This window comes from Pseudomonas brassicacearum subsp. brassicacearum (assembly GCF_008801605.1).
Classification (GTDB): Bacteria; Pseudomonadota; Gammaproteobacteria; order Pseudomonadales; family Pseudomonadaceae; genus Aquipseudomonas; species Aquipseudomonas brassicacearum.
On the sequence record NZ_VZPJ01000007.1, the window covers coordinates 66608 to 80524 of the forward strand.

The 13917-nt window shown below is 61.0% G+C and carries 12 protein-coding genes and 1 pseudogene; 1 reads left to right on the top strand and 12 read right to left on the bottom strand.

The genetic code is table 11. The annotated features are described in order from the left end of the window. Positions 1-19: 19 nt before the first annotated feature. The 12 genes from nuoL to F7R20_RS17120 form a co-directional block, all read right to left on the bottom strand. Complete coding sequence (gene nuoL / locus F7R20_RS17065) at positions 20-1873, bottom strand: NADH-quinone oxidoreductase subunit L (protein ID WP_003203384.1); 1854 nt, start codon at positions 1871-1873, stop codon at positions 20-22. Further along, positions 1870-2178, bottom strand: coding sequence for an NADH-quinone oxidoreductase subunit NuoK (gene nuoK / locus F7R20_RS17070; protein WP_003180046.1), 309 nt, complete (start codon positions 2176-2178; stop codon positions 1870-1872). Before nuoK ends, nuoL begins: the two co-directional genes overlap by 4 nt. A 4-nt stretch (positions 2179-2182) precedes the next feature. Beyond that, positions 2183-2683 (bottom strand): NADH-quinone oxidoreductase subunit J, encoded by a 501-nt coding sequence (nuoJ, locus tag F7R20_RS17075; protein ID WP_003203382.1) that lies wholly within the window; start codon positions 2681-2683, stop codon positions 2183-2185. A gap of 9 nt (positions 2684-2692) precedes the next feature. Then, positions 2693-3241 (bottom strand): NADH-quinone oxidoreductase subunit NuoI, encoded by a 549-nt coding sequence (nuoI, locus tag F7R20_RS17080; RefSeq protein ID WP_003180051.1) that lies wholly within the window; start codon positions 3239-3241, stop codon positions 2693-2695. An 11-nt stretch (positions 3242-3252) separates the two neighbouring features. Then, on the bottom strand, positions 3253-4260 hold the full coding sequence (gene nuoH / locus F7R20_RS17085; protein ID WP_003203379.1) for an NADH-quinone oxidoreductase subunit NuoH: 1008 nt from the start codon (positions 4258-4260) through the stop codon (positions 3253-3255). Then, the gene (gene nuoG, locus F7R20_RS17090; RefSeq protein ID WP_003203377.1) at positions 4257-6971 is read right to left on the bottom strand and encodes an NADH-quinone oxidoreductase subunit NuoG; all 2715 of its coding nucleotides are present in this window, start codon (positions 6969-6971) and stop codon (positions 4257-4259) included. Before nuoG ends, nuoH begins: the two co-directional genes overlap by 4 nt. Before the next feature lie 137 nt (positions 6972-7108). Next, positions 7109-8464: an NADH-quinone oxidoreductase subunit NuoF gene (gene nuoF, locus F7R20_RS17095; RefSeq protein WP_003203373.1), complete on the bottom strand. Its 1356-nt coding sequence runs from the start codon at positions 8462-8464 to the stop codon at positions 7109-7111. Beyond that, positions 8461-8958, bottom strand: a complete 498-nt coding sequence (nuoE, locus tag F7R20_RS17100) for an NADH-quinone oxidoreductase subunit NuoE (protein ID WP_003203372.1) — start codon at positions 8956-8958, stop codon at positions 8461-8463. The genes nuoF and nuoE overlap by 4 nt, the downstream gene beginning before the upstream one ends. Before the next feature lie 2 nt (positions 8959-8960). Further along, the gene (gene nuoC / locus F7R20_RS17105; protein ID WP_003203370.1) at positions 8961-10745 is read right to left on the bottom strand and encodes an NADH-quinone oxidoreductase subunit C/D; all 1785 of its coding nucleotides are present in this window, start codon (positions 10743-10745) and stop codon (positions 8961-8963) included. Between the two features lie 72 nt (positions 10746-10817). Further along, positions 10818-11492, bottom strand: a complete 675-nt coding sequence (locus F7R20_RS17110; RefSeq protein ID WP_013693708.1) for a NuoB/complex I 20 kDa subunit family protein — start codon at positions 11490-11492, stop codon at positions 10818-10820. Between the two features lie 10 nt (positions 11493-11502). Beyond that, complete coding sequence (locus tag F7R20_RS17115; protein ID WP_003203367.1) at positions 11503-11916, bottom strand: NADH-quinone oxidoreductase subunit A; 414 nt, start codon at positions 11914-11916, stop codon at positions 11503-11505. A 319-nt stretch (positions 11917-12235) separates the two neighbouring features. Next, positions 12236-12583: a hypothetical protein gene (locus tag F7R20_RS17120; protein ID WP_146002236.1), complete on the bottom strand. Its 348-nt coding sequence runs from the start codon at positions 12581-12583 to the stop codon at positions 12236-12238. Between the two features lie 377 nt (positions 12584-12960). Here F7R20_RS17120 and F7R20_RS32350 point away from each other — a divergent pair. Next, a pseudogene (locus F7R20_RS32350) lies at positions 12961-13845 on the top strand (methyl-accepting chemotaxis protein); the annotation flags it as partial. Positions 13846-13917: the final 72 nt, after the last annotated feature.

A 13917-nucleotide genomic window follows, 5' to 3' on the forward strand; every position in this document is an offset into this window, starting at 1 on the left:
CAAGTTCGCAAGGTTCATATCAGACCGCTACCAGCACGATGGCGCCGATAACCAGCACGGCGCCAGCCGCCATGGAAGCCGCATACCAACGCAGTTGACCGGTCTCGGTACGGCTCAGGGCAGTGTGGCCGCCCTTGGCCATGCGCGGGATCAGGCCAATGGTCTGGTCGAGCGGGTCTTTGCGCAGAATGTGGCTGATCGCAAGGTATGGCTTGACGAACAGTTTGTCGTAGATCCAGTCGAAGCCCCAGGCGGCGAACCACCAGGCCGAAAGGAATCGCCCGATACCGCTGTTGGCGATCGCCGTGACGAAACGACGCTTGCCCAGGAACAGCAGGGCGGCCAGCAGGATACCTGCCAGGGCGATGGCGCCCGAGGCGATTTCCAGGCTGTGCTTGGCTTCGCCGCCGGCATGGCCGACGCTTTGCGGCAGCACATCGGCCAGCGGTGGGGTGATCATGGCGCCGACGAAGGTCGACAGCACGATCAGCACCGACAGTGGCAGCCAGTGAGCAATGCCATGGCCGGCATGGGCTTGGGTCTTGGCTTCACCATGGAACGCGATGAAGATCAGGCGGAAGGTGTACAGGGAGGTCATGAACGCACCCACCAGGCCGGCATAGAGCAGTGCCTGGTTACCGCTGGCGAACGCTTCCCAGAGGATCTCGTCCTTGGAGTAGAAGCCGGCGGTGACCAGTGGCAGGGCCGCCAGGGCCGCGCCGCCAACGATGAAGCTGGCGTAGGCCAACGGCAGTTTCTTCCACAGGCCGCCCATCTTGAAGATGTTCTGCTCGTGGTGGCAGGCAACGATCACCGCACCGGAAGCAAGGAACAGCAGCGCCTTGAAGAAGGCGTGGGTCATCAGGTGGAAGATCGCGCCTTCCCAGGCACCAACGCCCAGGGCCAGGAACATGTAGCCGATCTGGCTCATGGTCGAGTAGGCGAGGATGCGCTTGATGTCGGTTTGTACCAGCGCGGCAAAACCGGCCAGTACCAGGGTCACGCCGCCGACGATGCCCACCAGGTGCAGGATGTCCGGCGCCAGGGCGAACAGGCCGTGGGTACGGGCGATCAGGTAGACGCCAGCGGTCACCATGGTCGCGGCGTGGATCAGTGCCGAGACCGGGGTAGGGCCGGCCATCGCGTCCGCCAACCAGGTTTGCAGCGGCAGTTGCGCGGATTTACCGACGGCGCCGCCCAGCAGCATCAGGGTCGCCAGGACGATCCAGAAGTCACCGACCTTGAAGTGCTCGGGCGCCTTTACCAGCAGTTCCTGGATATTCAGCGTGCCCAGTTGCTGGAACAGGATGAACAGGCCGATGGCCATGAACACGTCGCCGATCCGGGTGACGATGAACGCCTTGAGTGCGGCATTCCCGTTGTTGCGGTTGCTGTAGTAGAAACCGATCAACAGGTACGAGCACAGACCCACGCCTTCCCAACCGAAGTACAGGAACAACAGGTTATCGCCGAGCACCAGGAACAGCATGCTGGCGATGAACAGGTTGGTGTAGGCGAAGAAGCGCGAGTAACCGGCTTCACCGCGCATGTACCAGGAGGCGAACAGGTGGATCAGGAAACCCACGCCGACCACCACGCCGAGCATGGTGATGGACAGGCCGTCCAGGTAGAGGGCGAAGTTCGGCGTGAAGCCTTCCACCGCCATCCAGCGCCACAGCACCTGCACATACACACCGCCTTCGGGCGGGGCGACGTTGAACTGCCAGATCACGTAGGCCGTGACGATGGCAGACAGGCCGATGGAACCCACGCCAACCAGCGCCGAAAGGTTTTCCGACCAGCGTCCACGGGAGAACGACAGCAGCAGGAAACCAATGAGGGGGAATACGAAAGTCAGAAAGATTAGGTTCATCCGCGCATCTCGCTGGCAGCGTCGATATCGAGAGTGTGGAAGCGGCGATACAGCTGCAACAGGATCGCCAGGCCGATACTGGCCTCGGCGGCTGCCAGGCTGATCACCAGGATGAACATGATCTGTCCATCCGGCTGCGCCCAGCGAGCGCCCGCGACGATGAAAGCCAGGGCGGAGGCATTCATCATGACCTCCAGGCTCATCAGCACGAACAGAATGTTGCGGCGGACCATCAGGCCAACCAGACCGAGGCAGAACAGGATGCCGGCAACCGCCAGACCATGCTCGAGAGGGATAGCAGGCATGTGATTACTCCTTCGCCTCGTTACGGCCCAAATGGAACGCCGTGACGGCTGCGGCAAGCAGCAGCATCGAGGCGAGTTCGACCACCAGCAGGTACGGACCGAACAGGCTGATGCCCACGGCCTTGGCGTCTACGGTGGTGTGGCCGATGGCCTGGCCGCTCTGGTGAGCGAACAGCACATACAGCAGTTCACCCAGCAGCAGGGCGGACAGGATCACCGGTCCCGCCCAGATGCCGGGCTTGAGCCAGGAGCGTTCCTGCTGGACCGCGGCCGGGCCGAGGTTGAGCATCATCACCACGAACACGAACAGCACCATGATGGCGCCGGCGTAGGCGATCACTTCCAGGGCACCGGCGAACGGTGCACCGAGGGCGAAGAAGGTCATGGCCACGGCGATCAGCGAAATGATCAGGTAGAGCAGGGCGTGCACGGGGTTGGTGTTGGTGACCACACGAAGCGTGGACACCACCGCGATACCCGATGCGAAATAGAAAGCGAATTCCATCTTTCTTCCTTAAGGCAGCAAGCTCTTCACGTTGATCGGTTCGGCTTCGTTCTGCGCGGCGCCTTTTGGCTTACCGGCAATGGCCATACCTGCAACACGATAGAAGTTGTAATCAGGGTTTTTACCGGGACCGGAAATCAGCAGATCTTCTTTCTCGTACACCAGGTCCTGACGTTTGAACTCGGCCATTTCGAAATCCGGCGTGAGCTGGATCGCGGTGGTCGGGCAGGCTTCCTCGCAGAGGCCACAGAAAATGCAGCGCGAGAAGTTGATACGGAAGAAGTCCGGGTACCAGCGACCGTCTTCGGTTTCAGCTTTCTGCAGCGAGATGCAACCCACCGGGCACGCCACGGCGCACAGGTTGCAGGCCACGCAGCGCTCTTCGCCGTCGGGGTCGCGGGTCAGGACGATGCGGCCACGATAGCGTGGTGCCAGGTAGACCGGCTCTTCCGGGTATTGCAGGGTGTCGCGCTTGCGAAAGCCATGGCCGAAGATCATGACCAGGCTTCGCAGTTGGGTACCGGTACCCTTAACGATGTCGCCAATATATTTGAACATGGGTCAAATCCTCACTGAACCGCGGCCGCAGGCGCGTTCATCAAAACGATCGCAGCGGTCACCAGCATGTTGATCAGGGTCAGCGGCAGGCAGAATTTCCAGCTGAAGTCCATCACCTGGTCGTAGCGTGGGCGCGGGATCGAGGCGCGCAGCAGGACGAACAGCATGATGAAGAACGCGGTCTTCAGGGCGAACCAGACGAAGGACAGTTGCGGCAGGATGTCGAACGGACCGTGCCAGCCACCGAAGAACAGCGTTACCAGCAGCGCCGAGATCAGGATGATCCCGATGTATTCACCGACGAAGAACATGCCCCATTTCATGCCGGCATATTCAATGTGGTAACCGTCGGCCAGTTCTTGCTCCGCTTCCGGCTGGTCGAAGGGGTGACGGTGAGTCACGGCCACGCCAGCGATGAAGAAGGTACAGAAACCGAAGAACTGCGGAATGATGAACCACAGGTTCTGGGCCTGGTACTCGACGATGTCGCGCATGTTGAACGAGCCGGCCTGGATCACGATGCCCATGAGCGACAGGCCCATGAACACTTCGTAGGACACGGTCTGGGCCGAGGCCCGCAGGCTGCCCAGCAGGGCGAACTTGTTGTTGCTCGACCAGCCGGCGAACAGCACCGCATACACCGACAGGCCGGCCATGGCGAAGAAGAACAGCAGGCCGATGTTCAGGTCCGCCACACCCCAGGTCGGGGTGATCGGGATGATCGCGAAGGCGATCAGCAAGGCGCTCATGGCGACCACCGGTGCCAGGGTGAAGATCACCTTGTCGGCAAACGGCGGCGTCCAGTCTTCCTTGAAGAACATCTTGATCATGTCGGCGGCGATCTGGAACATGCCGAATGGGCCGACGCGGTTCGGACCGTAGCGGTCCTGCCACCAGCCCAGCAGGCGACGTTCGACGAAGCTCAACAGTGCGCCTGCGACCACCACGGCCAGCAGGATCACGATGGCCTTGAGGACCGTCAGGATCACAGCGATCACTTCAGGGGTGAACCAGCTCATTGCGCTGCCTCCTGCAGACCGTCGACGGTTTTGCCGAAAATAGCTGGCGGGATGCCTGCCAGGCCAGCCGGCAGGGCCACCAGGCCGGCGCCCAGTTCTTCATTGATGCGCAGCGGCAGACGCAAGGTCTGGCCGGCCACGTTCAGGCTCAGCAGGGCACCGTCGTTGACGCCCAGGCGGTCGGCTTCGGACTTGGCCAGCGACACGTAGGCGGCCGGAATGCGTTCCTGCACCGGTGCGGCCTTGGAAGAGTTCTCTTCGCTGCCGAACAGGTGATGGAACGGCACGACCTGCCAGGTGCCCGGTGCCGGATTGAAGGCGCGCGGCACGCTGGCGAACCAGCTCAGGTGATCGCCCTGGCTTTCGATCAGGCGGGTGCCCGGGTCGCCTGCACGCAGGTGACCACCGACTTCGTCCTGGAACTTGTTCCAGGCTTGCGGCGAGTTCCAGCCCGGCGACCAGGCGAATGGCACCTGGGAGCGCGGTTCGGTCGAGCCCGAGTAGCCTTCCATGGAGAACGAGAACGCGGTGTCGTTGTCCTGGGAGGTGCGCGGTTCGTGAACGCTGATGTCGGCGCGCATGGCGGTGCGACCGGAGTAGCGCAGCGGTTCGCGCGCCAGCTTCAGGCCTTTGATGCGGAACGAGGCGGACGGTGCGGCGTCGACGATGGCGGCCAGTTGCGGGCTGCTCGAAGCGACGGCGGCGGTAACGTGGTCCAGTTGCGTCCAGTCGATCGGCTGGTCCAGCAGGGTGGCGCGCAGGGCGTGCAGCCAGCGCCAGCCTTCGTGAACCAGGATGCTGGCGTCCAGGTATTGCGGGTCGAAGACCTGGAAGAAGCGCTGGGCGCGACCTTCCTGGCTGACCAGCGTACCGTCGCCTTCGGCGAAGCTCGCCGCCGGCAGCACCAGGTGGGCGCGGTCGGTGGTGGCGGTTTTCTGATGGTCAGCGACGATCAGCACTTTCGCGGCGTTCAGCGCGGCATCGACCTTGGCCTTGTCAGTGCGGGTGTACAGGTCGTTTTCCAGCACCACGATGGCGTCGGCGCTGCCGTCGATCACCGCTTGCAGGGCGGCGTCCACCGATTCGCCACCGAGCATGGCCAGGCCAAGGCTGTTGGCTTCCGGCACGATCAGGCTGATGGAACCGTTCTTCTCGCGCAGCTTCAAGGCCTTGGCGATGTTGGCCGCGGCTTCGATCAGCGCCTTGGAACCCAACGAGGTGCCGGCGATGATCAGTGGGCGCTTGGCCGCCAGCAGGGCGTCGGCGATGCGTTGGGCCAGAGCGGCCGCTTCGCTGTCCAGGCCGTCGACGGCCGGGGCGCTGGCGTCCAGGGCGTGGGCCACGGCGAAACCGATGCGGGCCAGGTCGTCAGGGGCGGCGTGGACGCACTCTTCGGCCACGTCGTCGAGCTTGGTTTCAGCGAGGCTGGCGATGAACAGTGGGTTCAGCGCGTGCTGGCCGATGTTCTTCACGGCAGCGTCGAGCCAAGGTTGGACGCGCATGGCGTCGGCCATGTCTTCGGCCTTGCCCTTGACCGACTGGCGCAGGGCCAGGGCCATGCGGGCGGCGGTCTGGGTCAGGTCTTCACCGAGGACGAACACCGCGTCGTGGTCTTCGATGTCGCGCATGTTCGGCACGGGCAGCGGGCTGTCCTTGAGCACTTGCAGCACCAGGCGGATGCGTTCCAGCTCACCGGCTTCGATGCCACTGTAGAAGTGCTCGGCGCCGACCAGTTCACGCAGCGCGTAGTTGCTTTCCAGGCTGGCCCGTGGCGAACCGATGCCGACGATGTTGCGACCGCGCAGCAGCTCGGCGGCCTTGTCCAGCGCTTGGTCCAGGCTCAGCTTGGCGCCGTTTGCCAGCAGCGGCTGGCGTGGACGATCCTTGCGGTTGACGTAGCCATAGCCGAAACGACCACGGTCACACAGGAAGTACTGGTTCACCGAACCGTTGAAGCGGTTTTCGATGCGACGCAGTTCACCGTAGCGCTCGCCCGGGGAGATGTTGCAACCGCTGGAGCAGCCATGGCAGATGCTCGGCGAGAACTGCATGTCCCACTTGCGGTTGTAGCGCTCGGAGTGAGTCTTGTCGGTGAACACACCGGTCGGGCAGACCTCGGTGAGGTTGCCGGAGAATTCGCTTTCCAGGGTGCCGTCTTCAACGCGACCGAAGTACACGTTGTCGTGGGCGCCGAACACGCCCAGGTCGGTGCCGCCGGCGTAGTCCTTGTAGAAACGCACGCAGCGGTAGCAGGCGATGCAGCGGTTCATCTCGTGGGAGATGAACGGGCCGAGGTCCTGGTTCTGGTGGGTACGCTTGGTGAAGCGATAACGGCGCTCGTTGTGGCCGGTCATCACCGTCATGTCTTGCAGGTGGCAATGGCCGCCTTCCTCACAGACCGGGCAGTCGTGAGGGTGGTTGGTCATCAGCCATTCGACGACGCTGGCGCGAAACACTTTCGCTTCTTCGTCGTCGATGGAGATCCAGCTGCCGTCGGTGGCAGGGGTCATGCAGGACATGACGATCCGACCACGCTTGTCGTTTTCGTCGGTGTACTGCTTGACCGCGCACTGGCGACAAGCGCCAACGCTGCCAAGGGCGGGGTGCCAGCAGAAATAAGGAATGTCGAGGCCCAGCGACAGACATGCCTGTAACAGGTTGTCTGCGCCATCGACTTCGAGCTCTTTGCCGTCTACGTGGATAGTGGCCATGGTTCAAAGTTCTTCGTTGGCCCGGTGTCAGCGGGCGTGGCTAATGGAATCTTGTTATTCGCGTGAATCAACACAGCCGTTTACGGCGTCATCACACGAGAAGACGAAGGGCACGGACCCTTCGCCTTTTTAAGCGTTTACGCGCCGACTACGATCGGCTTTGCCAGAGGCGGGACGACGGCGCTGGTGGGCGCGATGCCGGCTTCGAACTCTGGACGGAAGTATTTGATCGCGCTGCCCAACGGCTCCACGGCACCCGGTGCGTGAGCACAGAAGGTCTTGCCTGGGCCGAGGAAACCCACCAGACCCAGCAGGGTCTCGATGTCGCCGGCCTGGCCTTCGCCGTTTTCAAGGGCCCGCAGCAGCTTGACGCTCCACGGCAGGCCATCGCGGCAAGGGGTGCAGAAACCGCACGACTCACGGGAGAAGAACTCTTCCATGTTGCGCAGCAGCGACACCATGTTCACGCTGTCGTCCACCGCCATGGCCAGGCCGGTGCCCATGCGGGTGCCGACCTTGGCGATGCCGCCGGCGTACATTTGGGCGTCCAGGTGTTCCGGCAACAGGAACCCGGTACCGGCGCCGCCAGGCTGCCAGCACTTGAGCTTGTAGCCGTCGCGCATGCCGCCAGCGTAGTCTTCGAACAGCTCGCGGCCGGTGACGCCGAACGGCAGTTCCCACAGGCCAGGGTTCTTGACCTTGCCGGAGAAGCCCATGAGCTTGGTGCCCATGTCTTCGCTGCCGTCACGGGCCAGGGATTTGTACCAGTCCACGCCGTCGGCGATGATCGCCGGCACGTTGCACAGGGTCTCGACGTTGTTCACGCAGGTCGGCTTGCCCCACACGCCTACAGCGGCAGGGAAGGGCGGCTTGGAACGTGGGTTGGCGCGACGGCCTTCCAGGGAGTTGATCAGTGCGGTTTCTTCACCGCAGATGTAGCGCCCGGCACCGGTGTGGACGAACAGCTCGAAATCAAAGCCCGAGCCCAGGATGTTCTTGCCCAAGAGGCCGGCGGCCTTGGCTTCTTCCACGGCACGGTTCAGGTGCTTGGCGGCGGTGGTGTATTCGCCACGCAGGAAGATATAGCCACGGTAGGTTTTCAGCGCGCGGGCGCTGATCAGCATGCCTTCGATCAGCAGATGGGGCAGTTGCTCCATCAGCATGCGGTCTTTCCAGGTGTTGGGCTCCATTTCATCCGCGTTGCACAGCAGGTAGCGGATGTTGATGGATTCGTCCTTGGGCATCAGGCCCCACTTCACACCCGTGGGGAAGCCCGCGCCGCCACGGCCCTTGAGGCCGGAGTCTTTCACGGTCTGGACGATGTCGTCCTGGGCCATGTCGCTGAACGCCTTGCGCGCAGCGGCGTAGCCATTCTTGGCCTGGTACTCGTCCAGCCATACGGCTTCGCCGTCGTCACGCAGGCGCCAGGTCAGGGGATGGGTTTCGGCCGAACGCTGGATGCGGTTGGCGGGCCCGAAGGAAGTCAGGGTCATACGTAGCCCTCCAGCAGTTTGGCGACGCCGTCAGGCTGGACGTCACCGAAGGTGTCGTCGTCGATCATCAGCGCTGGCGCCTTGTCGCAGTTACCCAGGCAGCACACTGGCAGCAGGGTGAAACGACCGTCGGCGGTGGTCTGGCCCAGACCGATGCCCAGCTTGTTCTGGATCTCGCCGACCACCGATTCGTGGCCACCGATGTAGCAGACCATGCTGTCGCAGACACGAATGATGTGACGGCCTACTGGCTGGCGGAAAATCTGGCTATAGAAGGTGGCCACGCCTTCGACGTCGCTGGCCGGGATGCCGAGGATCTCGCCGATGGCGTAGAGCGCGCCGTCAGGCACCCAGCCACGTTCCTTCTGGACGATCTTCAGGGCTTCGATCGACGCCGCGCGCGGGTCTTCGTAGTGATGCAGCTCGTGCTCGATGGCCGAGCGCTCGGTTTCGCTCAGGGCGAAACGGTCTGTCTGGATAAGCGTGCTGTTCATGCTTAGCGGTCCACGTCGGCCATAACGAAATCGATACTACCCAGGTACGCGATCAAGTCCGCGACCATGCTGCCTTTGATCACTGAAGGGATCTGCTGCAGGTGCGGGTAGCTTGGGGTGCGAATCCGGGTGCGGTAGCTCATGGTGCCGCCGTCGCTCGTCAGGTAATAACTGTTGATGCCCTTGGTCGCTTCGATCATCTGGAAGGACTCGTTGGCCGGCATGACCGGGCCCCACGAAACCTGCAGGAAGTGCGTGATCAGGGTCTCGATGTGTTGCAGCGTGCGCTCTTTTGGCGGCGGCGTGGTCAGCGGGTGATCCGCCTTGTACGGGCCTTCCGGCATGTTGCGCATGCATTGGTCGATGATCTTGATGCTCTGGCGCATTTCCTCGACGCGAACCATGCAGCGGTCGTAGGCATCGCCATTGGCCGCCAGCGGTACTTCGAATTCGAAGTTTTCGTAGCCGGAGTAGGGGCGCGCCTTGCGCAGGTCGAAGTCGCAACCGGTGGAACGCAGGCCGGCACCGGTGACGCCCCATTCCAGGGCCTCTTTGGTGTTGTAGGCGGCGACCCCGATGGTACGACCCTTGAGGATGCTGTTCTGCAGGGCAGCCTTGGTGTATTCGTCCAGGCGCTTGGGCATCCACTCGACGAAGTCCTTGACCAGCTTTTCCCAGCCGCGTGGCAGGTCGTGGGCAACACCACCGATGCGGTACCAGGCCGGGTGCAGGCGGAAACCGGTGATGGCTTCGATCACCGTGTAGGCCTTCTGGCGGTCGGTGAAGGTGAAGAACACCGGGGTCATGGCCCCCACGTCCTGGATATAGGTCCCCAGGAACAGCAGGTGGCTGGTGATACGGAAGAACTCGGCCATCATGATGCGGATGACGTCGACCTTCTCCGGTACCTTGATCCCGGCCAGTTTCTCGACCGACAGCACGTACGGCAGGTTGTTCATCACGCCGCCGAGGTAGTCGATGCGGTCGGTGTACGGGATGAAGCTGTGCCAGGACTGGCGCTCGGCCATTTTCTCGGCGCCACGGTGGTGGTAGCCGATGTCAGGCACGCAGTCGACGATCTCTTCGCCGTCCAGCTGCAGGATGATGCGGAACGCACCGTGGGCCGAAGGGTGGTTCGGGCCGAGGTTGAGGAACATGTAGTCCTCGTTGGCGCCCGAACGCTTCATGCCCCAGTCTTCAGGCTTGAAGCGCGCGGCTTCTTCCTCGAGCTGTTGCTTGGCCAGGGACAGGCTGAACGGGTCGAACTCGGTGGCACGGGCCGGGAAGTCCTTGCGCAGCGGGTGACCTTCCCAGGTCGGCGGCATCATGATGCGGGTCAGGTGCGGGTGGCCGGGGAAGTCGATCCCGAACATGTCCCACACTTCACGCTCGTACCAGTTGGCGTTCGGCCAGATGCCGGTCACGGTCGGCACGCTAAGGTCGCTCTCGGACAAGGCGACCTTGATCATTACGTCACTATTACGCTCGATCGACATCAGGTGATAGAACACGGTGAAATCGACGCCGTCGGGCAGCCCTTGACGCTTGGTGCGCAGGCGCTCGTCCACGCCGTGCAGGTCATAGAGCATGACGTACGGCTTGGGCAGGTTGCGCAGGAAGGTCAGGACTTCGACGAGTTTGGCGCGGGCAACCCAAAGCACCGGCATGCCGGTGCGGGTCGGCTGGGCGGTGAACGCCTCGGGGCCAAAACGGTTGTTCAGTTCGACGACCACATCCTGGTCGTCTGCCTTGTAAGGCGGGATGTACAGAGCACTGCCTGTAGTCATGGTTATTTATCGCTTTCGGTCAACGTAAAGAATGAAGCCAGGTTCTCGTTTCTTATGCAGAGCAGAGCTGGATCAGACTTCGTCGGGGCTGCGCAGGTTGGTGACTGCGATACGCTGTTCGCGGCGCTGTTCCTTTTGCGATGGCATGTCGGCGCGATAGACGCCTTGATCGCCAACGACCCAGGACAGTGGGCGACGCTCCTGGCCAATCGACTCCTGCAACAGCATCAGGCCTTGCAGGAAAGCTTCAGGGCGAGGCGGGCAGCCGGGCACGTAGACGTCCACGGGCAGGAACTTGTCCACCCCTTGAACGACGGAGTAGATGTCGTACATGCCACCGGAGTTGGCGCACGAACCCATGGAGATAACCCACTTAGGTTCGAGCATTTGCTCGTAGAGACGCTGGATGATCGGCGCCATCTTGATGAAGCAGGTACCGGCGATAACCATGAAATCCGCCTGGCGTGGCGATGCCCGGATCACCTCGGCGCCAAAGCGCGCGATGTCGTGGGGCGCCGTGAAGGCGGTGGTCATTTCCACGTAGCAGCACGAAAGGCCGAAGTTGTACGGCCACAGGGAGTTCTTGCGACCCCAGTTGACCGTGCTGTTCAGCACGTCTTCGAGCTTGCCCATGAAGATGTTTTTGTGGACTTGATCTTCTAACGGATCGGCAACGGTTTCCCGTTCGCCAATCGGATACTGCTCGTTAGGAGCATCGGGGTCGATCCTGGTGAGATTGTATTGCATTGCCAAAGCCTCATTGTTTCAGCTTCGCTTGCCGCTTGCGCCGAGCTTCCGGAGCCCAATCAAGCGCCCCCACTCGGTAAAGGTAGACAAGACCTGCCAACAGAATTGCTATGAAAACGAGAGCTTCGACGAATCCGGTCCAGCCGCTTTCGCGGACGGACACAGACCATGCAAAGAGAAAGAGGGCTTCGATATCGAAGATCACGAAGAGCATCGCGACCAGATAGAATTTGGCTGAGAGCCGCAAGCGGGCGCCACCGGTAGGTAGCATGCCGGACTCGAACGGTTCATTTTTGCTGCGGCCCCAGGCTTTTGACCCAAGCAGGCTCGACACACCGAGCATGAAAGCACACAGGCCAACAACGCCCAGAAGGAAAATGGCAAAGCCCCAATTGTGGGCCATGAGTCCTGTCGCTTCGGACATGCTGGAAATCCTTAACAGAGAGCAAAGGTCTCTGAGCTTGAATGAAATAACGCAGTGACGATATGTCGCAGCAATCAATCGCGGTGATTTTATGGCTAAACACCGGGCAAGTAAAATTCCTATAGCGAAATTATTTATTGGAATAAGGACATAGCGTGCCTCCAAGACCCTGCGGCCCAGGCCTGGTGGGCGTTGGCCGGTTATTCATCAATAATATTTTGTGCGGAATGCAACAATGATAATGACTTCCAAATGATAATTATTATTATTTGTGGCGGCCTTTCTACGGTGCACTTTGTGTTGTGCCTGAAAGACTGTCTTACATCGCCGCTACTGCAATTGTCAGCGCCGAACGTTTTACTCCTTTTCGGACTGCCCAATACTGCGTTCGATCAATTTTTCTACCCGTGCGCCGAAGTTTTGTGGAGGAGGGGGCGGTGAAGGTTGGATCTGTGTCGGGGACTGCTCCTGTGGGAGCCAAGCTTGCTCGCGATGCCGGCAACGCGGTCCCGAGGCAGACAGCGTAATCGTTCATCGCGGGCAAGCCTGACTCCCACAGATGCAGGCTTGCTCTTACAGCGTAGGTTGCTTCAAAAAAAACGGGTGAAAAAACCAGGTTCGTCAGATCAATGTCGATCAGTTGAGCCAATGCAGAACCTGTGGCCATGGGGTTTGCACGTTTAAGCGACACCGCTGTGGTGCTTTAGGCCCGGTCTCGTGCCAATTTTTGCTCGCCAGCCCCCGTCCAATCGATGCATCCTCGACTTTCCTTGAATGAATGATGTCAAATGGCTATCTTTGTGCTTCATTCATCTAATCATCTATATCAATACTTGATTAGGCTAACGTCCCTTCTTAGATAGCCGCGCCAGGTTTCATCGTTCGCGGCTGATGACCACAAGGAATGCCATGAACTCTTGGATCGCGAATATGAGCGTTATGCTCAAGCTGGCTTTGGGCTTTGCCGTTGTGCTGCTTCTGACCGCTATCCTCGCCGCGACCGGCTGGTTCAGCCTGGGGAAAATGATCGAGCGTACTGATCGAATGACCAGCATCACCGAACTCGGCAACCGTCTTGATCACCTGCGCAGGGCACGCTTGCAATACCAGCTGGACCGGGGAGATGAACAAAAGGGTGCATTGATCCAGGCGTCGCTGGACCAGTTTGTCGCCAAGCAGAAAAGCCTCGCAAACGAGTTGAGAAAACCTGAAAACCTGAAAAAACTTGCGCTGATCGAGCAGGCCAGCACGCAGTATCAAGTGGCACTGAATACGATGCGCGAGGCTTATCGCAATGACGCGGCCATGCGCAAGGAGATGGGCGTCAATGCGGTCAAGGGTGCCGCGCTGATTGCCAAGGTCATCAATGACGTAGAAGCAATGCCTGCCTCGGATGAGCGCCGTTTCGAGCTGTACAGGGTCATCCTCAAGGCAAAAGAGGACTTGGCACTGGTGCGTTATGAAGTGCGTGGCTATACCGGCAACCCCAACAGCGCCACCGAGCTCGCCGCCGCCCGCCAGCTGGAAAATGCGCTCAAGGGCATCGAAACCCTCAACGGCGCTTTCGGTCCGACCTATGCCGACACCATCAAGCAGCTGGAAACCGCGCTGATTGCTTACCGCCGTTCGGTGCAGGATTTCACTGCCAGCAATCAGGCCATTGGCAAGGCCGTGCAGGACACTATCGATCTGGGTGAAACCATCACTCGTCTGTCTGACGAAATGTATGCCAGCCAACTGGTCTCCCGTGACGAAGACAGCGCCCAGGCGCGCATCCTGCAGCTGAGTTGTACGGCCTTGGCGATGTTGTTGGGGATTTTTGCCGCCCTGATCATCACCCGCCAGATTACACGGCCGTTGCAGGACACATTGGCTGTGGTCAATCGCATTGCAGCAGGTGATCTCACGCAGCACGTGATCGTGACCCGTCGTGATGAGCTGGGTGTCTTGCAGCAGGGTATTGAGCGCATGGGCAGCACCTTGCGCGACCTGATCGGTGGC